The 23,071-nt window shown below is 64.7% G+C and carries 17 protein-coding genes and 4 pseudogenes; 6 read left to right on the top strand and 15 right to left on the bottom strand.

Annotated elements, in window-relative coordinates; all coding sequences use genetic code 11:
* Positions 1-7 precede the first annotated feature (7 nt).
* Genes K3U94_RS14830 through K3U94_RS14845 form a run of 4 tightly spaced genes read left to right on the top strand, consistent with a single transcriptional unit; the run spans position 8 to position 4,057 of the window.
* Complete coding sequence (locus K3U94_RS14830) at positions 8-649, top strand: hypothetical protein (protein ID WP_047318650.1); 642 nt, start codon at positions 8-10, stop codon at positions 647-649.
* Positions 649-2,115: a proton-conducting transporter transmembrane domain-containing protein gene (locus K3U94_RS14835; protein ID WP_220694197.1), complete on the top strand. Its 1,467-nt coding sequence runs from the start codon at positions 649-651 to the stop codon at positions 2,113-2,115. Before K3U94_RS14830 ends, K3U94_RS14835 begins: the two co-directional genes overlap by 1 nt.
* Positions 2,115-3,593 carry a hydrogenase large subunit gene (locus K3U94_RS14840; RefSeq protein WP_220694198.1) on the top strand — a complete coding sequence of 493 codons (1,479 nt, stop codon included), beginning with the start codon at positions 2,115-2,117 and terminating at the stop codon, positions 3,591-3,593. Before K3U94_RS14835 ends, K3U94_RS14840 begins: the two co-directional genes overlap by 1 nt.
* Before the next feature lie 44 nt (positions 3,594-3,637).
* A complete protein-coding gene (locus K3U94_RS14845; protein ID WP_047318599.1) occupies positions 3,638-4,057 on the top strand; it encodes a MarR family winged helix-turn-helix transcriptional regulator in 420 nt (139 codons plus the stop codon).
* Between the two features lie 4 nt (positions 4,058-4,061).
* Here the strand turns inward: K3U94_RS14845 and K3U94_RS14850 are convergent, their stop codons facing one another.
* The 3 genes from K3U94_RS14850 to rpsB all read right to left on the bottom strand — a co-directional run bounded on the left by K3U94_RS14850 (position 4,062) and on the right by rpsB (position 7,249).
* Complete coding sequence (locus K3U94_RS14850; protein ID WP_220694199.1) at positions 4,062-5,486, bottom strand: amidase; 1,425 nt, start codon at positions 5,484-5,486, stop codon at positions 4,062-4,064.
* Positions 5,487-5,591: 105 nt separating this feature from the next.
* Positions 5,592-6,407, bottom strand: a complete 816-nt coding sequence (gene tsf, locus K3U94_RS14855; RefSeq protein WP_047318601.1) for a translation elongation factor Ts — start codon at positions 6,405-6,407, stop codon at positions 5,592-5,594.
* Between the two features lie 14 nt (positions 6,408-6,421).
* Entirely contained in the window at positions 6,422-7,249 is an 828-nt protein-coding gene (gene rpsB / locus K3U94_RS14860) for a 30S ribosomal protein S2 (RefSeq protein WP_047318602.1), read from the bottom strand.
* A gap of 329 nt (positions 7,250-7,578) precedes the next feature.
* Here rpsB and K3U94_RS14865 point away from each other — a divergent pair.
* A pseudogene (locus K3U94_RS14865) lies at positions 7,579-8,022 on the top strand (M23 family metallopeptidase); the annotation flags it as partial.
* A gap of 11 nt (positions 8,023-8,033) precedes the next feature.
* Here the strand turns inward: K3U94_RS14865 and K3U94_RS14870 are convergent.
* The 7 genes and pseudogenes from K3U94_RS14870 to K3U94_RS14900 all read right to left on the bottom strand — a co-directional run bounded on the left by K3U94_RS14870 (position 8,034) and on the right by K3U94_RS14900 (position 16,110).
* The gene (locus K3U94_RS14870) at positions 8,034-8,918 is read right to left on the bottom strand and encodes an alpha/beta fold hydrolase (RefSeq protein ID WP_220694200.1); all 885 of its coding nucleotides are present in this window, start codon (positions 8,916-8,918) and stop codon (positions 8,034-8,036) included.
* Positions 8,915-9,814, bottom strand: coding sequence for a tyrosine recombinase XerC (locus K3U94_RS14875; protein ID WP_220696815.1), 900 nt, complete (start codon positions 9,812-9,814; stop codon positions 8,915-8,917). Before K3U94_RS14875 ends, K3U94_RS14870 begins: the two co-directional genes overlap by 4 nt.
* A gap of 33 nt (positions 9,815-9,847) precedes the next feature.
* Positions 9,848-9,970 (bottom strand): annotated as a pseudogene (locus tag K3U94_RS14880) (lactate 2-monooxygenase); the annotation flags it as partial.
* A 91-nt stretch (positions 9,971-10,061) separates the two neighbouring features.
* On the bottom strand, positions 10,062-12,908 hold the full coding sequence (locus tag K3U94_RS14885; RefSeq protein WP_220696816.1) for an MMPL/RND family transporter: 2,847 nt from the start codon (positions 12,906-12,908) through the stop codon (positions 10,062-10,064).
* Positions 12,905-13,348 (bottom strand): MmpS family transport accessory protein, encoded by a 444-nt coding sequence (locus tag K3U94_RS14890; RefSeq protein WP_220694201.1) that lies wholly within the window; start codon positions 13,346-13,348, stop codon positions 12,905-12,907. The genes K3U94_RS14885 and K3U94_RS14890 overlap by 4 nt, the downstream gene beginning before the upstream one ends.
* Positions 13,349-13,720: 372 nt before the next feature.
* Positions 13,721-15,136, bottom strand: a complete 1,416-nt coding sequence (locus K3U94_RS14895; RefSeq protein WP_220694202.1) for a hypothetical protein — start codon at positions 15,134-15,136, stop codon at positions 13,721-13,723.
* Between the two features lie 188 nt (positions 15,137-15,324).
* Positions 15,325-16,110: a hypothetical protein gene (locus tag K3U94_RS14900; protein ID WP_220694203.1), complete on the bottom strand. Its 786-nt coding sequence runs from the start codon at positions 16,108-16,110 to the stop codon at positions 15,325-15,327.
* 378 nt (positions 16,111-16,488) lie between these two features.
* Here K3U94_RS14900 and K3U94_RS14905 point away from each other — a divergent pair, with 378 nt between their 5' ends.
* Complete coding sequence (locus K3U94_RS14905) at positions 16,489-17,565, top strand: hypothetical protein (RefSeq protein ID WP_220694204.1); 1,077 nt, start codon at positions 16,489-16,491, stop codon at positions 17,563-17,565.
* 287 nt (positions 17,566-17,852) lie between these two features.
* On the opposite strand, the gene K3U94_RS14910 is transcribed toward K3U94_RS14905, so the two are convergent.
* From K3U94_RS14910 to K3U94_RS14930, 5 genes and pseudogenes are all read right to left on the bottom strand, one after another.
* A complete protein-coding gene (locus K3U94_RS14910) occupies positions 17,853-19,013 on the bottom strand; it encodes an alpha-hydroxy-acid oxidizing protein (RefSeq protein WP_220694205.1) in 1,161 nt (386 codons plus the stop codon).
* 4 nt (positions 19,014-19,017) lie between these two features.
* Positions 19,018-19,884 (bottom strand): siderophore-interacting protein, encoded by an 867-nt coding sequence (locus K3U94_RS14915; protein WP_220694206.1) that lies wholly within the window; start codon positions 19,882-19,884, stop codon positions 19,018-19,020.
* A 42-nt stretch (positions 19,885-19,926) separates the two neighbouring features.
* A pseudogene (locus K3U94_RS14920) lies at positions 19,927-20,055 on the bottom strand (DprA-like winged helix domain-containing protein); the annotation flags it as partial.
* Between the two features lie 448 nt (positions 20,056-20,503).
* Complete coding sequence (locus K3U94_RS14925; protein ID WP_220694207.1) at positions 20,504-21,493, bottom strand: hypothetical protein; 990 nt, start codon at positions 21,491-21,493, stop codon at positions 20,504-20,506.
* Between the two features lie 307 nt (positions 21,494-21,800).
* A pseudogene (locus K3U94_RS14930) lies at positions 21,801-22,568 on the bottom strand (alpha-hydroxy-acid oxidizing protein); the annotation flags it as partial.
* Positions 22,569-23,071 lie beyond the last annotated feature (503 nt).

Here is a 23,071-nt window from a genome sequence, read left to right on the forward strand (position 1 = left end):
CGTCAACATGCTGGACCTGGCTGCCGGTGGCGTGCTGCTGGCCGCGGTGCTGGCCGTCTGGCACCGGGACCTGTCGGTGGTGGTGCGCCGGTTGCTCGTCGCCCAAGGCGTCGCGCTGGCCGCCATCCCGATGATTCGTGGTGCGCACGAACACGATCGGGCCCTGCTCCTGGTGGGCCTCGGCGTGCTGGCGGTACGTGCGGTACTGCTGCCATGGCTGCTCCACCGGGCATTGGGCGCCGAACGCCAAGAACGCCGTGAGTCCGCTCCCCTGGTCAGCACCACCGCCTCGCTGCTGATGGTCACCGCGCTGGTGGTCGCGGCGTTCACCATCGCCCAACCCGTGGTCGCGCTGGCGCCCAGCACGTCGACCAACGCCGCCCCGGCGGCCATCGCGACGGTGCTGATCGCGCTATTCATCATGGCGACCCGCCGCCACGCCATCTCCCAGACGGTCGGGCTGCTGATGCTGGACAACGGGATCGCCGCGACCGCGTTCCTGCTCACCGCCGGCGTCCCGCTGATCGTCGAGCTCGGCGCCTCGCTCGATGTGCTGTTCGTCTTGATCGTGCTCGGAGTGCTGACGGGACAGCTGCGCAACGCCTTTGGCGGCGTGGACCTGGACCTGCTGCGGGAGCTACGCGACTGATGACACTTCTGATCCTGCTTCCGCTGCTGGCACCGGTGTTGGCAGCGCTGTGCTCGGTGGCGCTCGGCTGGCGCCGGCTCAGTGCCGGCCTCACGGTGGTGTCGGCGTGGGTGATCCTCGGATGCGGTGTCGCCCTGGGTTTTCAGGTCGGCGACCACGCGCATCTGGCATTGAACGGCCTGCTGCGTGCCGATGCCCTGTCGGTGACCATGCTGATCGTCATCGGGGTCGTCGGCAGCCTGGCCACCTGGGCGAGCATCGGTTACATCGACGCCGAACTGGCTCGCGGGCACACCGACGAGCGCGGTGCGCGGTTGTACGGCATCCTGACTCCGGCGTTCTTGGCGGCGATGGCTCTGGCGGTGTCGGCCAACAACATCGGCGTGGTGTGGATCGCGGTGGAGGCCACCACAGTGGTCACTGCGTTTCTGGTCGGGCACCACCGCAGCCGGTCCGCCCTGGAGGCCACCTGGAAGTACGTCATGGTGTGTTCGGTGGGCATCACGATCGCGTTCCTGGGCACCGTGTTGCTGCACTTCGCCGCGCTGCATGCCGGGGCGAGCGGTGAGGACGCGTTGGACCTCGACGTGCTTGCCGCCCACGCCGGTGGACTCGACCCGGCGGTGGCCCGGTTGGCGGGCGCACTGCTGCTGATCGGCTACGGAGCCAAGATGGGCCTGGCGCCGTTTCACACCTGGCTCGCCGATGCGCACAGCCAGGCCCCGGCGCCGGTTTCGGCGTTGATGAGCGGGGTGCTGCTCTCCGTCGCATTCTCGGTGCTGATCCGGATCAAGCCGATCATCGATGCCGCGGTGGGCCCGGCCTTTCTGCGGACCGCACTGTTGGCCGCCGGCTTGGTGACGCTGCTGATCGCGGCGCTGCTGCTCACCGTCACGACCGATCTCAAACGGATGCTGGCCTATTCATCGATGGAGACGATGGGGTTGATCGCGGTTGCCGCGGCCGCCGGCACCCGGCTGGCGATCGCCGCCCTGCTGCTGCATGTGCTGGCTCACGGTGTCGGTAAGACGGTGTTGTTCCTGGCCGGCGGGCAGTTGCAGGCCGCCCACGGTACGACCGCCATCGGCGAGATCACCGCGGTGCTCGGCAGGTCGCGGCTGATCGGTGGCGCGTTCGCGGCCGGAATGGTGGTCCTGCTCGGATTGCCGCCGTTCGCGATGTTCGCCAGCGAGGTCGCGATCGCGATGTCGCTGGCCGACGCCCGGCTGGCATGGGCGCTCGGCCTGGCACTGGTGGCGCTGGTGGTGGCGTTCGCCGCGCTGCTGCGCAACACCGGCCGGATGCTGCTGGGCACCCCGGACACCGGCAGTCCGGCGATCCGGGTTCCGGTGACGGTTGCGGGCGCCCTGGTGGCCGGGGTGCTGGCCTCGCTCGCCCTGGGAGTCACCGCGGGCCCGCTGTCCGACTTGTTCGCAGTCGCCGCAAGCCAACTCGGAGTCCGCTGATGAATCCGATCACCCGCGAACAGCCGGTCACCGCTGGTCAACTCGTCGGCGCGGCCACCGCCCTGTTCGCCGACGGGTTCCGGCTCGCCCTGATGGCCGCCCACGACGACGGCGACACCCTGCGGGTGGTGTACCTGTTCCTGGCCGGCCGCCCGGACCGCCGTACCGAGCTCACCCTGACCGTTGCGGCGGACAACCCGGAGATCCCTTCGCTGGCCCGGTTGTCTTTTCAGGCCGGCCGATTCGAGCGCGAGATGCTCGATCTGTACGGGATCACCCCGGTCGATCATCCGCAACCTCGCCGCCTGGTGCGACACGCGCATTGGCCGCAGGGTTGGCATCCGATGCGCAACGACGCCGAGCCGCCTGGAGAATTCGTTGCTACGGACCACTTTCCCTTCCTGACCGTGGACGGCGCCGGGGTCTACGAGATCCCGGTCGGCCCGGTACACGCCGGCCTGATCGAGCCGGGCCACTTCCGGTTCTCGGTCGTCGGCGAGTCGGTGTTACGACTCAAGGCGCGACTGTGGTTCGTGCACCGCGGAATCGAGCGGCTCTTTCAGGGCCGCGCCGCGGTCGGGGCGGTCGACCTGGCCGAACGAATCAGCGGTGACACCTCCGCCGGCCACGCGCTCGCGCACAGCCTGGCCGTCGAAGACGCCCTCGATGTCGAGCTGCCCGATCCGGTGCACCGGCTGCGCGCTCTGCTCGTCGAGCTCGAGCGGCTCTACAACCACGCCGCCGACCTGGGCGCCCTGGCCAACGATGTGGGCTTCGGCCTGGCCAACGCACACGCCCAGCGCGTCCGCGAACTTGCGCTGCGGATCAACGCGCAGGTGACCGGACACCGGCTGTTGCGCGGGGCGGTCAGGCCCGGAGGCGTTGTGCTGCAAGAGCTTCCCTCCCCGGACCGGCTGCAGGACCTGGCTGATGACGTCGCCGAGATCGCCGAGCTGACGTTGGGTAACTCGGTGATCTACGACCGGTTCGCCGGCACCTCGGTATTGCACCGCGACGACGCCGTGGCGATGGGCACCCTGGGTTATGTGGCCCGGGCCAGCGGGATTGTCACCGACGCTCGCCTCGACCACCCGACCACCGAGCTGCCGGTCACCGAGGCGACGGCGAGCGCCGGCGATGTGCTCGCCCGCTACACCATTCGCCGCGATGAGTTCGCGGCGTCAGTCGCCCTGTGCCGCAACCTGATCGACAATCACGTTGGCCCGATCGAAGTCCGGCAGCCGGTTCCGGCAGCGACCGGACCTCGCCGCGGGGTCGGCATCGTCGAGGGCTGGCGTGGCACCATCGTGCACCGGGTGGAGATCGGGGCCGACGGCGTCGTCACCCGCGCCAAGATCGTCGACCCGTCCTGGTTCAACTGGCCCGCACTGCCGGTGTCGATGGCCGACACCATCGTCCCGGACTTCCCGCTGACCAATAAGAGCTTCAACCTGTCCTACGCGGGAAACGATCTATAGCCAGCAGCTCAGCGCAGAGACCCTGGTATGTCAGGATATTTGACATGGATGACGTGGACGGTGCTCCGCTGGGCTATCTGCTGTACCGGGTCAGCTCGGCGCTGCGCCCGCAGGTGACCGCGGTACTCGGACCGCTGGGGCTGACCTTGCCCGAATTCGTCTGCATGCGGGCATTGTTGCTGCGTCCCGGACTCTCCAGCGCCGAGCTGGCCCGCCACACCGGCGTCACCCCGCAGGCCATGAACACCGTGCTGCACCGGCTGGAGAACCGCGGCGCGGTGAGCCGCCCGGAGTCGGTGCCGTCCGGGCGCGCACTGCCGGCGAACTTGACCGAGGCCGGTCGGAATCTGCTGAAACAGGCCGAGGACGCCGTGCGCGTCGCCGACAGTCGTGTGCTGGCTGCGCTGAGCGCGGCCGAGCAGCACCGGCTGCGGCAGATGTTGGAGCGAATCGGCGCGGAGTGACTAGTCAGGCCCGGGCGGCGATCGTCGGCCAGGGCTTCGCGGCCTCCAGTTCGTAGGCCAGCTCCAACAGCCGGGCGTCCTGCCCGAGAGGGGCGCTGAACATCATGCCGACCGGCAACCCGGCCGCGGACTCGGCCAGCGGCAGCGAGATCGCCGGTTCACCGGTGGCGTTCTGCAGCGGCGTGAACGCCACCCAGTCCATCAGCCGGTCGATGACCTGCTCATAGCTGGCCGTGGGGTCCAGGTGGCCCACCCGCGGGGTCTCGTGGGCGAGCGTCGGAGTGAGCACGACGTCGTAGTCGCCGTACAGCCGTGAGGTGTGCCGCCGGCGCACGGCCGCCAGCCGGGCAACCGCCAGCGGCAGCCGGTAGAGGTGGCGGGTGGCGTGGCGATCCAGCCCCAGTGTCAGGTTGTCCAACCGGGTGCGGTCGAAGGTGGGGCCGAACATCCGCCGCCCGCCCTTGACCAATGCGGTCGCCAAAAACGCCCAGTAGAGCAGGAAGTCGTCGATGACGTACGCCGGTACGGGTGGCCGGTCGAGATACTCGACGCGGTGACCCAGTTCCTCGAGCAGCGCCGCGGTCTTCAAGGTCAGCTCGCGCATCTCCGCCGACGTCTCGCGCGCGATCGACCGAGTGATCACCCCCACCCGCAGCCGCTGGGCGCTCGGTGCCCGGACATCACCGATCGGCGGCAGCTTGGTGTTGCGCCAAATCCGTTCCGCTTCTGCGTAAAAGGCGGCGGTGTCACGTACCGAACGGGTCACCACACCGTTGAAGACGATCCGCACCGGCATGGCACGCAGGTCCTTGTCCAGCGGCAGCCGGCCCCGCGACGGCTTGAGCCCGACCAGTCCGTTGCAGGCCGCGGGAATGCGGATGGACCCGCCGCCGTCGTTGGCATGCGCGATCGGCACCACCCCGGCGGCAACGAATGCCGCCGATCCCGACGACGACGCCGCCGCGGTGTAGTCGGTGTTCCACGGGTTGCGTACGGCGCCGATCCGCGGATGCTCGGCCGATGCACTGAATCCGAACTCGCTCAACTGGGTCTTGCCCAGCGCGATCAGCCCGGTGTTCAGGTAGAGCTTGGCGAAGTCGCCGTCGGCCGCGGCTGGGTGCGGTTGCCAGGCGTCGGTGCCCTGCATGGTCGGCATCCCGGCGACGTCGACGTTGTCCTTGATGAACGTCGGGACGCCCTGGAAGTACCCGGCGCGGCCGGCAGGTGCACCGTGCCGGGCGGCATCCCGGGCCCGGTCGAACGCCCGATAGGCCAGGCCGTTCAGCTGCGGATTGACCGCTTCGGTGCGCGCGATCGCAGCGTCGACCAGCTCGGCGGGCGACACCTCGCCCGATCGGAGTCGTTCGACCAGGCCGACCGTGTCCGAGTCACCGAGCGCGTCGTCGCCGAAGGCGTGCACATGTTGCATGTCGGTGACACTATCCGACGGACCAGGCGGGTCCGTGAGGCCCAAACGAAAATCACCGCCAGGCCCGATTGACGGGCGCTGGCGGTGATTTTCGTACGACGGGGACTAGGCCTGGCCGACCTCGAACCGCACGAAGCGGGTCACGGTCACGCCGGCCTCGTCGAGCAGCGCCTTGACGCTCTTCTTCGAGTCCGACACCGACGACTGCTCCAGCAGCACGACGTCCTTGAAGAAGCCGGTGACCCGGCCTTCGACGATCTTGGGCAGGGCAGCCTCGGGCTTGCCCTCCTCCTTGGCCGTCTCTTCGGCGATGCGGCGCTCGTTGGCCACCAGGTCGGCGGGAACGTCGTCGCGGGTCAGGTACTTGGCCTTGAGCGCGGCGATCTGCAGCGCGACCGCGTGGGCCGCGTTTTTGTCCGAGCCGGAGTACTCCACCAGCACGCCCACGGCCGGCGGCAGGTCGGAGGCCCGCTTGTGCAGGTAGGTCTCCACGGTGCCGTCGAAGTAGGCGACGCGGCGCAGTTCGAGCTTCTCGCCGATCTTGGCCGACAGCGCCTCGATGGCCTCACCGACGGTGCGGTCACCGATCTTGGCGCTCTTGAGCTCCTCGACATCGGAGGTCTTGGCCGCCGCGGCGGCGGTGACGACCTCGTCGGCGAGCGACTTGAACTCGTCGTTCTTGGCGACGAAGTCGGTTTCGGAGTTCAGCTCAATCAGGGCGCCGTCCTTGGCGGCGACCAGACCTTCGGCGGTGGCACGCTCGGCGCGCTTGCCGACGTCCTTGGCGCCCTTGATGCGCAGCACCTCGACGGCTTTGTCGAAGTCGCCGTCACTCTCGGCCAGCGCGTTCTTGCAGTCCATCATGCCTGAGCCGGTGAGTTCCCGAAGCCGCTTAACGTCGGCAGCGGTGTAGTTCGCCACTGTGTGTGCCTTTCCTACGATGCGTCGGTGGTGGTTTCGGCGCCGGCTTCGGCGTCGGGTGCAGACGTGGTGGCGCCCGCCAGCAGCTCCTGCTCCCACTCGGCCAGCGGCTCAACCGCTTCGGCCGCAGCCTTGCCCTCGCCGTTGCCCTGACCTGCCCGGGCCTGCAGCCCCTCGGCCACCGCGGAGGCGATGACCTTGGTCAGCAGAGCCGCCGAGCGGATCGCGTCGTCATTGCCCGGGATCGGGTAGTCGACCAGGTCGGGGTCGCAGTTGGTGTCCAGGATCGCGATGACCGGGATGCCCAGCTTGCGGGCCTCGCCGACGGCGATGTGCTCCTTGTTGGTGTCGACGACCCAGACGGCCGACGGCACCTTGGCCATGTCGCGGATACCGCCGAGGCTGCGCTCCAGCTTGTTCTTCTCACGGGTCAGCATCAAGATTTCCTTCTTGGTGCGTCCCTCGAAGCCGCCGGTCTGCTCCATGGCCTCGAGTTCCTTGAGGCGCTGCAGGCGCTTGTGCACGGTGGAGAAGTTGGTGAGCATGCCGCCCAGCCAGCGCTGGTTGACGTACGGCATTCCGACCCGGGTGGCCTCGGCCGCGACCGATTCCTGGGCCTGCTTCTTGGTGCCGACGAACATGATGGACCCGCCGTGCGCGACGGTCTCCTTGACGAACTCGTACGCCTTGTCGATGAACGTCAGCGTCTGCTGCAAGTCGATGATGTAGATGCCGTTGCGGTCGGTGAAGATGAACCGCTTCATCTTGGGATTCCAACGACGGGTCTGATGCCCGAAGTGGGCGCCGCTGTCGAGCAGCTGCTTCATGGTCACTACGGCCATGGTTCTACCCAGCTTTCTTGGTGTCGGTTGTCGCCCGGCGTCGGGTGAGGCCGGGCCCTGGTGCCTGCTGAGATGCCGGACCCCTGTCGGGGACCACCCGGCATCCGGTTGTGGTGCAGGCACGCGAAGTCAGTCCGCATACGCGAACTGCGCAGATGAGTTTACACGGTCCGAACGGGTGGTTTAGCGAGCCTCGACGAAGGAGAGGCGAAGCTGGAACCGCCCCATGAACCAGGTGCTTTGTCCACAGCGGTGACTGGCCGGATTCGGGGCTGCCGGGGTGCACTAGGCGCATGCGATGCGTGGCGTTGTTGCTGGTCGGCGGTTTTTTGCTGGCCGCGCCGGCGCGCGGGGACACGATTCGGCTGCAGTGGCCGCTGCGGCCGCGCCCGGTGGTGGTGCGGCAATTCGACGCGCCGCGCCCGGATTGGCAGCGCGGCCACCGGGGCGTGGACCTGGCCGGGGCACCGGGCCAACCGGTGTATGCCGCCGGTGCGGCGACGGTGGTGTTCGCCGGGCGTTCCGGTGGGCAGCCGGTGGTGTCGCTGGCCCATCCCGGGGGGTTGCGCACCAGCTACCAGCCGGTGTCCGCGTCAGTCCGGATCGGTCAGCTGGTGGCCGCGGGATCGGTGATCGGCACGTTGGAGCCCGGCCACCCTGGGTGCGCTGCTTGCCTGCACTGGGGCGCGATGTGGGGACCGGCGTCGCGGGCCGATTATGTCGATCCGTTGGGACTGCTGGCCTCGACACCGATCCGGCTCAAGCCGGTGGCGCCGGGCTGAGGTCAGCCGGTCCGAGCCAGAAACTCCGTCATAGCGGCCAGCGTTTCGGCCGGACGGTCCCGCTGCACCCAGTGGCCGGCACCTGGAAGGACCACGAGCCGGGCACCCGGGATGAGTCGGGCTGCGGCGCGGGCGCGTGCCACCGGAACACCAGTGTCCTTGTCGCCGTGAATAATCAGCACCGGGCACCGCAGTGCCGACAGTCTCGGGGTGTAATCGGTCTTGAGCCGGTTCCAGCTGACCTCATCGCGCTGCCATTGTTCGAAGACGCCGGAGTCCTGCTGCACCGCCGCCGTCACCTCAGCCATCAGTTCGGGGGTGCGTCGAGCGGGGTCGCGAATCAGCGCGGTCTTGACGCTCCACGCCAACACCGCCGGGCTGCGGGCCGTAAGGCGGCCCACGAGCGCGAGCGCTCCACTGCGAAGCATCGCCCACGTCAAGCCCTGTCGCACACCGGCCAGCGGCCCGTCGGAGACTCGCGACATCAGCCCGTAACTGCCCAGCAGCATCACCCCGGATGTCTGCTCGGGCCGCCGCAAAGCATGGCCGAGGGCCATTCCGCCCCCGAGCGACAGCCCGCCGACGACATAGCGGTCGAGGGCCAGCGCGTCGACGAACTCCCCGACGTAGCCGACCAGCCGTTCCTGGGTTAACCGCCACGGCGGCGGCGGGCTCTGGCCGAAGCCGGGGTGATCTGGGGCGATGACGCGGTAGCCCTCCGCCGCCAACCGGGGACCGATCTCGTCCCAGGACAGCGACGCGTTGTCCACGCCGCCGCCGTGCAGCAGCACCACGGTGCCGGCCGCTGAGAAAGCTGGATTGTCGGGACGAAAATCGAGGTAGGAGACCCGTCCCGACGCCAGTTCGACACTTGATCGCGCCGTCATGCCCGCGGGTGGGCCTGATCGTGCACGGCACGCAGCCGGGCGACCGTGACATGGGTGTACAGCTGAGTGGTGGCCAGGCTGGAGTGACCCAGCAGTTCCTGCACGATCCGCAGGTCCGCCCCACCCTCCAACAGATGGGTGGCCGCCGTATGGCGCAGCCCGTGCGGTCCCATATCCGGCGCTCCCCCGACCGCGGCGACGGTCTGGTGCACCACGGTGCGGGCCTGACGCGGATCGAGGCGCCCGCCGCGCGCGCCGAGCAGCAGCGCCGGTCCGGAATCCACCGTCGCCAGCGGCGGGCGCCCGCGGGTGAGCCATGCCTGCAGCGCTTCGGCGGCGGGCTCCCCGAATGGCACCGTGCGTTGCTTGTTGCCTTTGCCCACCACCCGCAACACCCGTCGTGAGCTGTCCACGTCGTCGATATCAAGGCCACACAGTTCGCTGACCCGCACCGCGGTCGCGTAAAGCAACTCGGCGATCAGCCTGTCCCGCAAAGCAAGAGGATCATTCTGTTGCGCACCGGATTTGGCGGCAGTCATCGCGTCGTGCGCCTGGTCTCGGCGCAGTACCGCCGGCAGCGTCCGGCGCGCCTTCGGCAGCTGCAGCCGCGCACCGGGATCTGATGCCAGCAGTCCGCGCCGCGCCGCCCACGCGGTGAAGGTCTTGACCGTCGACGTGCGGCGCGCCAGTGTGCTGCGGGCGGCACCGGCACCGGCCTGCGCGGCCAGCCAGCTGCGCAGCAGTGGAAGGCTCAGGTCTTCGATACCGGTATGCCCCTGCTCGGCCAGGAACCCGAACAGCGATCGCAGGTCGCCGAGGTAGGCGCGCCGGGTGTGGTCGGACCGGCCCCGCTCCAAAGCCAGGTACTCGTCGAACTCGTCGAGAATCGCGTCCACACCGGCCACGGTCTCAGACGGTGCCCGAGCTCCTCAGATGACGCGCCGCAGCGTTTCCGGGGTGAGATCAAGCCGTGACGGATAGCCGTCCACTGCCATGATCAAGTCGGCTTCGGCCAACAACGAGCGCAGCACGTGCACGATCTCGGCGGTCCCCAGCCGCCAACGAAAGCGAGCCACCGATGGATCCGGATAGCCTGCAATGATTTGCGGACAGTCCGACCACCGCTTAGAGGCGATTCGAACTTCAGAATCTCACGGTCGATCGTGGGCGAACGTCGAATTGGGCGTAGTGGTGATAGTGCCTTCGCGAATTCATGGGCCACCAGAACCAATGACCTAATTTGGCGGCGATTGATGGCGTCATGAGTGCGCGGACGATGAGAGTGTCGAACAGCAGTCCGAGTCCGATGGCGATGCCGATTTGGCCGATCGATCGCAGGTCGCTGGTGATCATCGAGGCCATGGTGAAGGCGAAGACCAAGCCGGCTGCCGTGACGACTCCCCCGGTTCCACCCATCGCCCGGATGATGGCGGTGTTGATCCCGGCTGGAAGCTCTTCTTTGAGCCGTGCGACCAGCAGCAGGTTGTAGTCCGATCCGACCGCGAGCAAGATAATGATGGCAAATACCAGAGTCATCCAGTGTAAGTCGGTTCCGAGAAGGTGCTGCCATAGCAGTACGGACAGGCCGAATGAGGCGGCCAGTGACAACACCACGGTGGCGACGATGACGAAGGCCGCCACGAGTGCGCGAGTGATAATGAGCATCACCACGAAGATCAAGACTATGGTGGCGATGACGGCAATCATCAGGTCATAGCGCGACGCATTCTGGATATCTTTGTACATCGCTGCAGTGCCGGCGAGAGAGAAGTGCGCACCGGCAAGTGGTGTGCCTTTGACCGACTCGCGCGCGGCATTGATTTCGGCGTCGACGTGGGAGATGCCTTCCAGTGTGGAGGGGTCGACGTCGTGGGTGATGATGAACCGCGCCGCAGCACCATCGGGCGACATCAGCAGGGCCATCCCCCTTTGAAAGTCTGGGTTGTCGAACGCCTCGGGCGGCAGGTAGAAGAAGTCGTCGTTGCGCGCGTCATCGAAGGCCTGGCCCATGGCGTTTCCGGTGTCGGTCATCCGCTCCATCTGGGTGATCATCGACGAGAACGTCGCGTACATTGCCATGGCCGTGCCGCGAATCGACTTGGCGATGCTGATGGTCGGCGGCAGCTGACTGAGCAGCTGCGGCATCAACGCATCCATCTGCTCTAGATCGCCGAGCATCGTCTCGACCTGCTCGGTGAGCCGATCGACTCCATCGAGCGCATCGAAGCTCGACCGCAGCGACTGGCACAGCGGGATGTTGAAACAGCCCGGTTCCCAATAGAAATAGTTGCGAACCGGCCGCCAAGTATCGTCGAAGACCGCGAGCAGGTCCCGGATCTCGGTGGTGACCGCGGCCATATCCTCGGTGTCGCCGACAGTGCGGTGTGTAATGTCGTTGAGCTGGACCATCAGTTCATACATCCGCTCGATGTGGACGATCATGACGCCCAGATCGTCGGTCATGGTGCGCATGTCGGCCAGGCGGTCGTTGAGGAACGCCAGGTTCTGGGTGATCGGCACCGCCTGCATGCCGACCTGGAAGGGAATCGAACTGTGCTCGATCGGCGCTCCCAACGGCCGGGTGATGGCCTGCACGCGCGCGATCCCGGGCAGCCTGAAGATGTTCTTGGCGATTCTCTCCAACACCAGCATGTCGGCCGGGTTACGCATGTCGTGGTCGGCGTGCACCATCAGCAGGTCGGGGTTCATCCGGGCAGCGGTGAAATGCCGTTCGGCGGCCGCGTACCCGATGTTGGACGGCAGACCAGCGGGGACGTAATGCCTGCTGTCATAGCTGGTGCGGTATCCCGGCAGCGCTAGCAAACCGATCATTGTCACGGCCAACGAGCACACCAGGATCGGCGTCGGCCAGCGCACGATCGCCGTCCCCAACCGCCGCCACCCGCGGGTCCGCATCGGCCGTTTGGACTCCAACAGGCCGAATCGGCTGGCGAGGACCAGAATTGCCGGCCCCAGGGTCAGCGCCGCCGCCAACACCACCAGCAAACCGATCGCACACGGGATGCCCATCGAGCTGAAGTAGTTCAACCGCGTCAGACGCAGGCAGACCATCGCCCCGGCAACCGTCAACCCAGATCCCGCGATCACGTGGGCTACACCGCGATAGGTGCTGTAGAACGCGGTCTGTCGATCTTCGCCAGCTTGACGCGCCTCTTGATACCGGCCCACCAAAAAAATCGCGTAATCGGTGCCTGCCGCGATCGCCAACGGGGTCAGCACCGTGACGACGAAAATCGACAAACCGACAACGTGGTGGTAGCCGAAAATCGCGACAACCCCGCGTCCCGCGGATAATTCGATGAATACCAACGCCAGCACCAGCAGCGTTGTGATGATCGACCGGTAGACGATCAGCAGCATGAGTGTGATGACCGCGACGGTGATCACCGTCATCTTCGTCATGGACTTGTCGCCCGCGGTATCCATATCCGCTTCCAAGGGCGCCGGTCCAGTGACGTAGACACCCAGTCCGGGTGGCGGATCCGAGCGTCCTACGATGTCGCGGATCGCGCTGACCGATTCGTTGCTCAATGTGCTGCCCTGGTCGCCGGCGATATGGACCTGCGTGTAGGCGGCCTTGCCGTCGGCGCTTTGCGCGCCGGCCGCAGTGGTCAGATCACCCCAAAAGTTCTGCACATGGGCAACGTGGACGGTATCCGCCTCCAGCGCCCGAATTAGCCCATCGTAGTAACGGTGTTCGACGTCTCCGAGCTCCTGTTGACCTTCCAGCACGAGCATCGCCATGCCGTCGGAGTCGAATTCCCCAAACACCCGCCCCATCTGCTTGATCGCCACCATCGATGGTGCATCTTGAGGCGTCAGCGAAGCTAAGTTCTGGTTCCCCACCACCTCCAATGGAGGAACCACCACATTGACCGCCACGGTGAGCAGCAGCCAGCCCACAATGATCGGCACCGGAAACCGGTACAACACCCGCGCGAACCGCGACGACCCCGCCCCGCTGCTCACGCCGACTTGGCCAAACACGACACCTGAGCACGAGCCGCATCGACCAACTGCTCATCTTTGATCACACCGTCGACCACAATCCGGCAGCCCAGAACATCGCCGTCACCTTGCGCCACCACATGGGCAAAGACCGCTGGCGAGTCCGTAACCAGCGAATACGACCACGGCAGATCCGTGAACACCACCCGCTGCGACCGCGCCCTATCGTCTAGATAGCTGACCTGCCCTGCGGTTCCCGGCGGCCCGAATAGCTCATACGTCACGCGTTTCCGGCTCAGCGGCACGATCTCCTCAGCCCGCCCTACGACCATGCCGCCCTGCGGCTCACCACCGAACATCCCGTGCAGCCGCCAGACCACAAAACCACCCAGCGTGACTGCCACAACCACCACCAACGGCACCCACAGCCGCCCAAACGCCCCCGCACCCAAAAAGCTCATCCTCGCCTATCCAACGCCCCCACCAAAAGTCCACAGGCCAATCGGCAGGAAGACTGGCATCTTAGAGTCCGCTTCATGCATGCTTTCATCGACTTCGGTTCTGAGAATGACACTCAAGGTAACGAAGGATAGGCATCTTGGCAACACCCTGCCGAGCGAGCCCCTCCTACCCCAATTCGTCCTAGTACGGGTAATAATGCGGCTCGAAACCCGCTAAATTGTTGCCGGCATCTCCTCGAAATTTGTCAACTATCTCATCCGATATCCGACGCGCCCTGCTGCGCAAAACCGAGGATGGGCCATCTATTTCTCAGCGGGGCAATCAACCGATTCCTTCCGAAACTTGGACCGGATTGATCTTCTCCCCGCCCCTCAGTCGAACGATACAGGCTGACCATACGCCTGAAATGGTGCGACTCGGACACCGGCCTCGGAAAATAACGTGCTAATCCTTTGGGCACTTTCAGGAGTTACCGGACCTGCGATTGCCCGGTCGTAGGCACCGTATTTGGCAATAACCGCCGCTTCTTGACCGCAGGCGAACTCAGCATGAAAACCGTACAGGCCGGAAGTATTCCCGTAGTTGTAGGGCGTGCCGTCAGTGTAGAGGCCATCGCGGGTTATGAAGTGACTGTCGCTGCCGTCTTCGCCGACGACCCAGAGCAGTTTGCCACCGCGTTCCTCGACCTGCTCTTTGTCGAAGCAGCCAGGCTGACTGTCATCAATAATGACCTTGCCGGTCAAGTCAATGCCATCGTATTCTTCATTATCCAGGTCGATAGATCCGGTTACTGCCGTAACGATGATATTGGTTGCTCGAAGCACTTCGGCCGAGCTGTCCTCAATCGTTACCCGGTCTCGCATGGCCTCGTGCGCACTCAGATCGAGATGTCTTCGGTCGTGGCTGTGGATGATGTAGTCGTCGAATGCGTGCAGCAATGCCACCGTAGCTGACATCCCGATCGAGCCGGCCCCGCCTATGACTCCGATCCTGCCAAAGGATTCGGTTCGAGTCTCGTACATGACTTTCTTGACTGTCTCAACAATCATGGAGACCGTACCGCCATGCCCGGTAGTGGTGACAAGGTCGGCCATTCCGTCAAATTCGCGCAGTCGCTGACCGAAATTAGTAATAGTGGGATGCGGAAGAATGGCGCCGAGACCTAGAACTTTGGCACCTAATCGGTGATGGGCGAATAGAGTTGTCTCTTTGAGCACAAACGCTGCAGCCGTTGCCATCGCCACTGCCTGTTGCGCGTCGCTGCGGTCAGGCCAAAGATCCGTAAGCATATCGCTGTACATGGGCACCAAGACCAGAGCGCCACTTTCTTCGTCGAGACTGCTTCGAGTGTAGGTATCGAGCACCGTAGGCGGAAGCCCATACATCCCCCGCATCCGCTTGTCTGAATCGACCCCGAACCTAACCGGATCCAGCAGAGGCGTGAATGGCGTTGACTCGCTCGCATTGGCCTGATCGTGGCGCGACGAGCGCATCGGCACACAGAACGCACGCGCGATCGGCCGGCCGACCGTGCGGGTGCCTTCGAAGTAGTCGAATGACCTTTCTACGAAGTCCTGATTTTTCTCGTGGGCACGGGAGATGGCAGCGGGGTCGGCATCGGTTTCCATACCGACCGCGATCGCGACATCGGAAAGGTTCTTCAGGAGCTGGTCCCGCGAGAAGTCGGTGTAATCCGGAGGCATAGCAGTCCAGATGCCGCCTTTTGCCTCTAAATGCGCACTAACTGCTGCGATCTCAGCGGGCGTCCGCGCAGCGCCGTTCGGCATGGGTGTGTGTAGTCCTTTCAGATCGGGCGGTGTGGCGGTTCCCCACCGTCGGCGGCGGACAGGAGCGCGCCGTCAGTGATCCAGTGACCGTCCGGATTCCACGATGTAGTCAGATGAATGAACGTATTCGTTCGGGCATCGAACGACCTGGCCAACGCCCCGGATTCAGCAGCAAAGCTGCTTGGCAGTCACCGAGACCTCGGCAGCGCGGCTTGGTATGCGTCGCGCAGCTCAGTGAGAGCCGCCGAGTGAACACCGTCGATCTTCAGAGCGTCATCCAACGTCGCAATGCTGGTTTCCAAACATTTCCGGTACATATCGCCGCTGTTGGCCATCTCGATGGCTTCCTGGACGTGATTCTGGGGGGTGATGAGCACGATGTTTGGAAGGTTGACCTCTTGGTTATCGTCCTGGATCAATCGCAGCCCCACTTCGATGACCCGCAGGCTGTAGAACGAGTCCTCTCCGGGGCCGATCGTGACCGACAGCCGTTCCACGCTCCCAGGTTCGATCTTGAATTCCGTGTCGGTAAGCGCCGGCTGCTTCGTTAGCTCCCCGCTCGAATCGACCGGCAGGCTCAGTGCGTACTCAGCGGTGATTGCGGCAGGTCCGCCACCACTAAACGCGCAGTTCTTGACATAGCTATCTCGCTTGCTAACTTCGTTGATCAGCTGAGCTTGGATCTTCTTGATCGTTAATGCGGCCCTGCCGTTGTTTTTCAGCGTGACGTCAACCGGTGTGGCACCGACGTCCATCACAAATCGCTCGGATGAGTGACCTGTTGCATCGAACTCGGCTCCCGACAACTCGATGACGTTCTCAACGGTTACCGCGGAGACCTCAAGTCCCCCCGCCTTGTTCGCGCTTTGGAAGTAGCCGACTCCGGCCACCACTAATGTAAGGACGCCCGCCAAAGTGCCGACCCCAACCCACGCCGGGTGCTTGATGGCGCCTACGACCTTTGACGAGTCCACGATTCCCCTAGTCTGCCAAACGAGTGAGCGTAGTCAGAAACCACAGTCTGCATAGTGAAACATATAGTTCACATAGATGCGACATCAGTTCACCAATCAGGCTCGACGCTGGCCGTCTGGTCGGTCTTCGTCAACTCACCCCGGAGGAGTTGCCTCGCACAGAACGACTAGGTCAAAGACTGCGGTCTCCGAGTTTCGCTTCTCGAACGGATCGTGGCCGGCCCCGATCCCTCGTTTTGCCGTCGACCCGTTGGGACGTGCGTTATTCAAGGCCGGGGCACGCCCCCGCGTCAGCAGTACTGCCATTGACAAGTCCCCGCATCAGCCTCGTGCCTGCATAGAATCCGTCCACCCCCGTTGCCGTGATCGGAGTACCTCATGCGCTTCAATCCACCCCCCAACTGGCCCGTAGAACCGGGCTGGACACCTCCGCTCGGCTGGCAACCGCCCGCGGACTGGGAGGAACCACCGTACCGGTGGGAGTTCTGGCTTCCCGATGATCTCGTGCCGTTTGATCCCTCAGCCATTCACGACCCTCCCAACCAAACCCCGGTGCCATCGGTCGCCACGCTGCCCGAGGTTCCCGAGGTTCCCGAGGTTCCCGAGGTTCCCGAGGTTCCCGCGGTTTCCGAGGTTCTTGTCGACAAGATTGGGCACGCAGCGCCTGCCCCGACGGGACGCGATAGGGAACGCGATGCCAGGCAGGGGTTACTAACAAAGGCCGTGCAGAATCCAATCTGGACCACCCTCGGCGCACTCGTCGGCATCGTCGGCCTGGTGGTGTCGATGACACAGATCTACCAGGCTATGCGAACACCGCCAGTGGACTTGCAGGTCGCCGCACTGACCGTCGACACCCAACAAGCGCTGCAAGGCACCATAACCGGCTCCGAACGGGCCACCCGTTCAATCGAGCTCACGCCGATCGATCTCACCCTTCAAAACAAGGGCGGCGAGCCATCACTCATCACCAGAGTGGAGGCCGAGGTTCTCTTCTTTCAGCAGCTCCAGGACTGCACTTTCGCTGAACCAGCGCCGGAGTCGATCAACGCGAGTTACCACCTTGCGATCCCAATGAACGACCTGGAGCCCGCAAAGGCCAACGTCGCCAATGAGATCCGTTTCGAGGTAAAGGCCGGTACCGCCGACCGGATGGTTCTGACGGTCGGACCGCAGAACCAGCCCGCATTCGAGACCACCCCGATGGTGATGACGGCAAAGCTCAAGCTGATACACGATGACCACCGGACGATGGACGTTGGCGGGGTCTCGCTGGTCAGTACGGTCGGCGCCGCTAACGCACAAATCCAAGCGCTGAGTTCTGATCCTTCTCCTAGAGCACGTGCCTGCGCCAAGGAGAACCTCGCGCACCTCGACAAGATGTTCGCGATCCAAGCGACCCGTTCGCGGATACTCGATGCTCTGCGATCGGCATACCAACGAGCATCTACGTGATTCACCGAACCCTTGCGAGGCAGCAGCGGGCAAACGTTCTGTTCAACACGCCCGCCTTGGCGCAGCTCGAGGACATAGTTGCCCCAGTGAGACTCCACATGCCGCCCTCAACCGCCGCGCGTGCGGCGCCGACTCGAAGCAACGATGCATCGATGCCCTATCGGACTTGCGGCGCTTCCACAATCGCCATGGAGAGCCGGCGTGGACACACACTTGGGCCCCGCTCCAAAGCGAGGTAGTTGTCGAACTCGTCGAGAATCGCGTCCTCAGACGGCGCCCGAGGGCGCTCAGGTGACGCGCCGCAGCGTTTCCGGGGTGAGATCAAGCCGTGACGGATAACCGTCCACGGCCATGATCAGGTCAGCCTCGGCCAGCAGCGAGCGCAGCACATGCACGATTCCGGCGGTTCCGCCCAGAGCCAGGCCGTAGGCATACGGCCGCCCGATTCCCACCGCCGTGGCCCCCAACGCAAGGGCCTTAACGATGTCGGCCCCGGTGCGAATGCCCGAGTCGAACAGCACCGGCATCCCGTCGGCGGCCGCCACCACATCCGGCAGGCAGTCCAGGGCCGGCAGCCCGCCGTTGGCCTGACGACCGCCGTGCGTGGAGCAGTAGATTCCGTCGACACCGCCGTCCCGGGCACGCCGCACGTCGTCGGGGTGGCAGATGCCCTTGACGATCAACGGCAGGTCGGTCAACGACCGCAGCCACGGCAGATCATCCCAGGTCAGCAGAGCGCCGAAGGTCTGGATCCAGGACAAGATGGCGGCCTGCGGATTCTCCTCGGGCGGCTGGGCCAGCCCCGCCCGGAACACCGGGTCGGAGAAGTAGTTGGACAGGCAGTTCCCGCGCAGCTGCGGGAAGTTCGACGTGGCCAGGTCGCGGGGACGCCAGCCCGGGACCCAGGTGTCGAGGGTGACGACGATCGCCTTGTAGCCGGCGGCCTCCGCGCGATGCACCAGGCTGGCGGCCAGCTCCCGGTCTTTGGGCGTGTACAGCTGGAAAAACCCTGGCGTGTCACCGAATTCGGCAGCGACCTCCTCGAGCGGGTCGGCGGTGAGGGTGGACACCATCATCGGAACGCCGGTGGCCGCCGCAGCCCGGGCGCTGGCCAAGTCGCCGTGTCCGTCCTGTGCGCAGATCCCGATGACACCGATCGGCGCCATGAAGACCGGCGAGGGCAGCCGCAATCCGAACATCTCGATCGACAAGTCGCGCTCGGCGGCGCCGACGAACATCCGCGGTATCAGACCCCACCCGTCGAAGGCGGTGACGTTAGCCCGCTGAGTGCGCTCGTCACCGGCACCGCCGGCCACGTATGACCACACCGACGGGGAAAGCGCCGCAGCGGCTTTGGCCTCCAACTCGGTGTAGGTCATCGGCAACGTGGGCATCACCCCGGCCAGGCCCTGCAGGTAGATCTCGAACTGGTAATCGCCGAATGCCATGGGCTTAGCCTGTCTTTTCCTCTGTCGCTGCTGCACCTTCCAAGGCGGCGAGTTCCTTCTTCCACTGCCGGAAGGTCTCTTCGGTGCGACCGCGCCGCCAGTAACCCGAAATCGACGCCCACTTGGCGTCGACGCCGCGCTCCTTGCGGACGTAGGGCCGCAGATTGTGCATGACGGCCTGGGCCTCGCCGTGGATGAACACCTGGACCTGGCCCGACGGCCACGCGGCGGTGGTGACCGCCTCGATCAGCGGCGCGTTATCGCCGGCCCGCTCCTGCCCTACCAGGTCCGCGCGTCCCCCGCGGTGCAGCCAGTTCAGCTCGATCCCGTCCGGCGCGTCCAGCGCAATCTCGTCGTCGGGCCCGGCAACTTCGATGAACACCTTGCCCACTGCGCCGGCCGGCAGGGCCTCCAGCGCGGCCGCGATCGCCGGCAGCGCGCTCTCGTCACCGGCCAGCAGGTGCCAGTCGGCATCGGGATCGGGCGCGTAGGCACCACCGGGACCCATCAGGTACACCGAATCGCCGGGCTGAGCGCTGCTTGCCCACGGTCCGACAACACCGTGGTCACCGTGCACGGAGACATCGATGGCGATCTCCCGGGCGAGCGGATCCGCACGCCGCACCGTGAGGGTCCGGATCACCGGACGCTGCTCGTCGGGCAGCCCGTCGAAGCTGTCCAGCGTCAACGGCTGCGGGAGCGCTGCAACGTCGACGTCATAGCGCACAAAGACCACCTTGACGTACGAATCGGTGAAAACGCTGGGCTTGAACGTGTCGAAACCGTTGCCGCCCAACACGACTCGAATCATATGTGCCGACAGCTGCTCGGTGCGGACAACTTCGAAGGTGTGAACTGGTCGTCCCGCCACGCTGTCTCCCGTCTTTCGCCTTGCCCCAGCCGACTATACGAGCTACCGCTTCGGGCGAGCTATCCCCCAGCTGCCGTCGCGCCGCTGCACCAGGCCGGCGACCTCCAACATCGCCAGTGGGCCGAACACCTGCGCCGGCGCCAGACCGGAGGCCACCGCGATCTGATCGACGATGCGCGTGCGCCACCGAGTCGTTGCCCCACCAACCGGCTGTCCTACGTCGGCCGGTCGCCGGTGAACCACTGGGCGTGACGAGCACGCTTACGTCGAATTTCGGATCCACATCGCTACATGAAGTTCGGCCGCGTCCCCGAGATCGGTGGCCCGAAGTTTCCTGTGGCGCCACCTTGCAAGCTGCCTATCGGGCTTGCGGCGCTTCCACAATCACCGTGGAGAGCCCACCTGGGCAAACACTTGGGCCCCGCTCCAATGCGAGGCACTCGTCGAGGATCGCGTCCACACCGACCACGGTCTCAGACGCCACCCAAGGGCGCTCAGGGTTACGCGGCGCAGCGTTTCCGGGGTGAGGAATCAAGCCGTGACGGATAGCCATGATCGCGCATATCCGTACGCCATATAGCCGCGGCGCACCATCGATAACTGCCAAGGGCGCGTGGCGCTAGGTCAGTGGAACTATGTGTTGAATAATGTTCCATGCCCATTCGCCAATGTCATTCATAACAGGGACCCAAGTATCAGGGGTTGGGTTGAAGAAGTTGGAGAAGAAGTTTGAGAAGTCTTCGCGATATTGAACACCAAGTATCTCGTCAAAATAATCTTTCCAGTCATTCGATATTTCAGCACCAACCTGCCACGCCGACAGTTGTTGACCAGTCAGTGTGTAATAGACCCACTTCCCGGAATCCCAGGCAGCGTTGACGAATGGACATATAACGCCGCAATATGGAGTTTCGGCGAGGGCGTTTATCCCGGCATCGAGATCGGTCAGCAGCTTGGCCAGGCCTTCGGGAAGGCCCTCGGTTCCAGGCAGGTAGGGATACGTGTCGATGGTGCCTCCTGGACTCCATCCAGGGATACCACCTAGAAATTGCCTGAGCACGTTGATGCTCTGATCTTGCAATGCCTCATACTGTGGTTCGAATGTAGTTTGCCTATCCAAAAATTCCCAGTAGCCAAGAAGTCGACTTAGGAACTCTTGTATTGACGGGTCGTGGAAGTCGACGTTGCAAGTGACCCCTGCAAGGCAGCGGGAGACGTCCCCGGGTTGACCAAATCCACTATTGGCTAACCCGGACAGATACATGACCTCAACCAGATCCGGATTGCTTGCGAAAAATTGGTTGAAGTAGGAGATATACTGTTGGTATACGATTTGAGGATCGGCCGCTGCAGCCGCCAAGGAAGGGCTATCATAATCATGCCCTGCCGCCATCAGTGTAACGTTAGAATTCGCTCCATCGGCAATGTCGGGACCATCTACAAGAAAGGACTCAAACATTTCAATGTGCGCCGGGGTAGCCGACAGGCTCAGTTGTGGCGCTAAGAGGATTCCGATTGCTGCAATCGCCGAACTTGCTCCTGGCACGAGATACCGCGGAGCCCGCACGCTCGCCGAACTCCATCCTTGTTGGCCCGCAGCATGACTCATCTCCCAAGCTCCTTCTTTCTTGCCTACAGGTCACGATTTCTGAGACTGTAGCGCAGTCCGACTTGGATGATAGTGGAATTCAGATCATTATTTATGGCATGTTGTCCGCTTAGCGGCCTAGAGGTGCACCAGGCTCTGGGACATGTATCCGCCCACCAGACGCGGGCGGTGAATGAATCCACAGGCCTACCACCAGGCCTCAGCACCCCGCCGGAGCTCCAAATTGGAGAGTCTGCGCGCACGTCAGGGGGATTCATCAAGAATCGCGTCCTAAACAACCGCGGTCTCAGAGCGGGCCCGAGCGCCCTCAGGTGACGCGCCGCAGCGTTTCCGGGGTGAGATCAAGCCGTGACGGATAACCGTCCACGGCCATGATCAGGTCAGCCTCGGCCAGCAGCGAGCGCAGCACATGCACGATTCCGGCGGTTCCGCCCAGAGCCAGGCCGTAGGCATACGGCCGCCCGATTCCCACCGCCGTGGCCCCCAACGCAAGGGCCTTAACGATGTCGGCCCCGGTGCGAATGCCCGAGTCGAACAGCACCGGCATCCCGTCGGCGGCCGCCACCACATCCGGCAGGCAGTCCAGGGCCGGCAGCCCGCCGTTGGCCTGACGACCGCCGTGCGTGGAGCAGTAGATTCCGTCGACACCGCCGTCCCGGGCACGCCGCACGTCGTCGGGGTGGCAGATGCCCTTGACGATCAACGGCAGGTCGGTCAACGACCGCAGCCACGGCAGATCATCCCAGGTCAGCAGAGCGCCGAAGGTCTGGATCCAGGACAAGATGGCGGCCTGCGGATTCTCCTCGGGCGGCTGGGCCAGCCCCGCCCGGAACACCGGGTCGGAGAAGTAGTTGGACAGGCAGTTCCCGCGCAGCTGCGGGAAGTTCGACGTGGCCAGGTCGCGGGGACGCCAGCCCGGGACCCAGGTGTCGAGGGTGACGACGATCGCCTTGTAGCCGGCGGCCTCCGCGCGATGCACCAGGCTGGCGGCCAGCTCCCGGTCTTTGGGCGTGTACAGCTGGAAAAACCCTGGCGTGTCACCGAATTCGGCAGCGACGCCCTCGAGCGGATCCGCGATGTAGGGCCGCAGATTGTGCATGACGGCTTGGGGCCTCGCCGTGGATGAATACCTGCCACCTGGCCCGGCCGCCACGCGGCGGTGGTGATCGCCTCGATCAGCGGTGCGTTTTCCCGATGTCCGGGAAAACCGGGAGCACGGCCGGACCTCACACAGCGATCTAAGTCACTCCGGCTATCCGAAACGGGCATGCGCATTCGATTCGACTGCCAACACTCAACTACGCGACCCATCGCCCGAAACCTAGGTGGGGCCAAACCATTCCAGCCAGCGCCGACTAGGGGTTAGGACAACAAATAATGCAACCGATGCCGGGGATCGGCGGGGGGCATGGGTGGTCGTTGTGGTATGGGACGCAGCTATCGCTATTAAAATCCCATACAGGGGTTTCGTGGGGACACCGGTGCGTCGGCGGGCCCGCGGACGCCGCAGGAGCAAACAATACGACTGACGCTGCAGCCATACTGCTAACAGAAACGCGTCCGATCGTCCCAATGCGC

The organism is Mycolicibacter heraklionensis (assembly GCF_019645815.1).
GTDB classification, from domain to species: Bacteria; Actinomycetota; Actinomycetes; order Mycobacteriales; family Mycobacteriaceae; genus Mycobacterium; species Mycobacterium heraklionense.

Bases quoted from the DNA above. Each gene is read 5' to 3' on its own strand.
- K3U94_RS14895 (WP_220694202.1), bottom strand. From the start codon at position 15,136: ATGCCGAACGGCGCTGCGCGGACGCCCGCTGAGATCGCAGCAGTTAGT.
- K3U94_RS14890 (WP_220694201.1), bottom strand. From the start codon at position 13,348: ATGAGCTTTTTGGGTGCGGGGGCGTTTGGGCGGCTGTGGGTGCCGTTG.
- K3U94_RS14870 (WP_220694200.1), bottom strand. From the start codon at position 8,918: ATGACGGCGCGATCAAGTGTCGAACTGGCGTCGGGACGGGTCTCCTAC.
- K3U94_RS14850 (WP_220694199.1), bottom strand. From the start codon at position 5,486: ATGCAACATGTGCACGCCTTCGGCGACGACGCGCTCGGTGACTCGGAC.
- K3U94_RS14840 (WP_220694198.1), top strand. From the start codon at position 2,115: ATGAATCCGATCACCCGCGAACAGCCGGTCACCGCTGGTCAACTCGTC.
- rpsB (WP_047318602.1), bottom strand. From the start codon at position 7,249: ATGGCCGTAGTGACCATGAAGCAGCTGCTCGACAGCGGCGCCCACTTC.
- K3U94_RS14830 (WP_047318650.1), top strand. From the start codon at position 8: ATGCTGGACCTGGCTGCCGGTGGCGTGCTGCTGGCCGCGGTGCTGGCC.
- K3U94_RS14845 (WP_047318599.1), top strand. From the start codon at position 3,638: ATGGATGACGTGGACGGTGCTCCGCTGGGCTATCTGCTGTACCGGGTC.
- K3U94_RS14835 (WP_220694197.1), top strand. From the start codon at position 649: ATGACACTTCTGATCCTGCTTCCGCTGCTGGCACCGGTGTTGGCAGCG.
- K3U94_RS14910 (WP_220694205.1), bottom strand. From the start codon at position 19,013: ATGGCATTCGGCGATTACCAGTTCGAGATCTACCTGCAGGGCCTGGCC.
- K3U94_RS14905 (WP_220694204.1), top strand. From the start codon at position 16,489: ATGCGCTTCAATCCACCCCCCAACTGGCCCGTAGAACCGGGCTGGACA.
- K3U94_RS14925 (WP_220694207.1), bottom strand. From the start codon at position 21,493: ATGAGTCATGCTGCGGGCCAACAAGGATGGAGTTCGGCGAGCGTGCGG.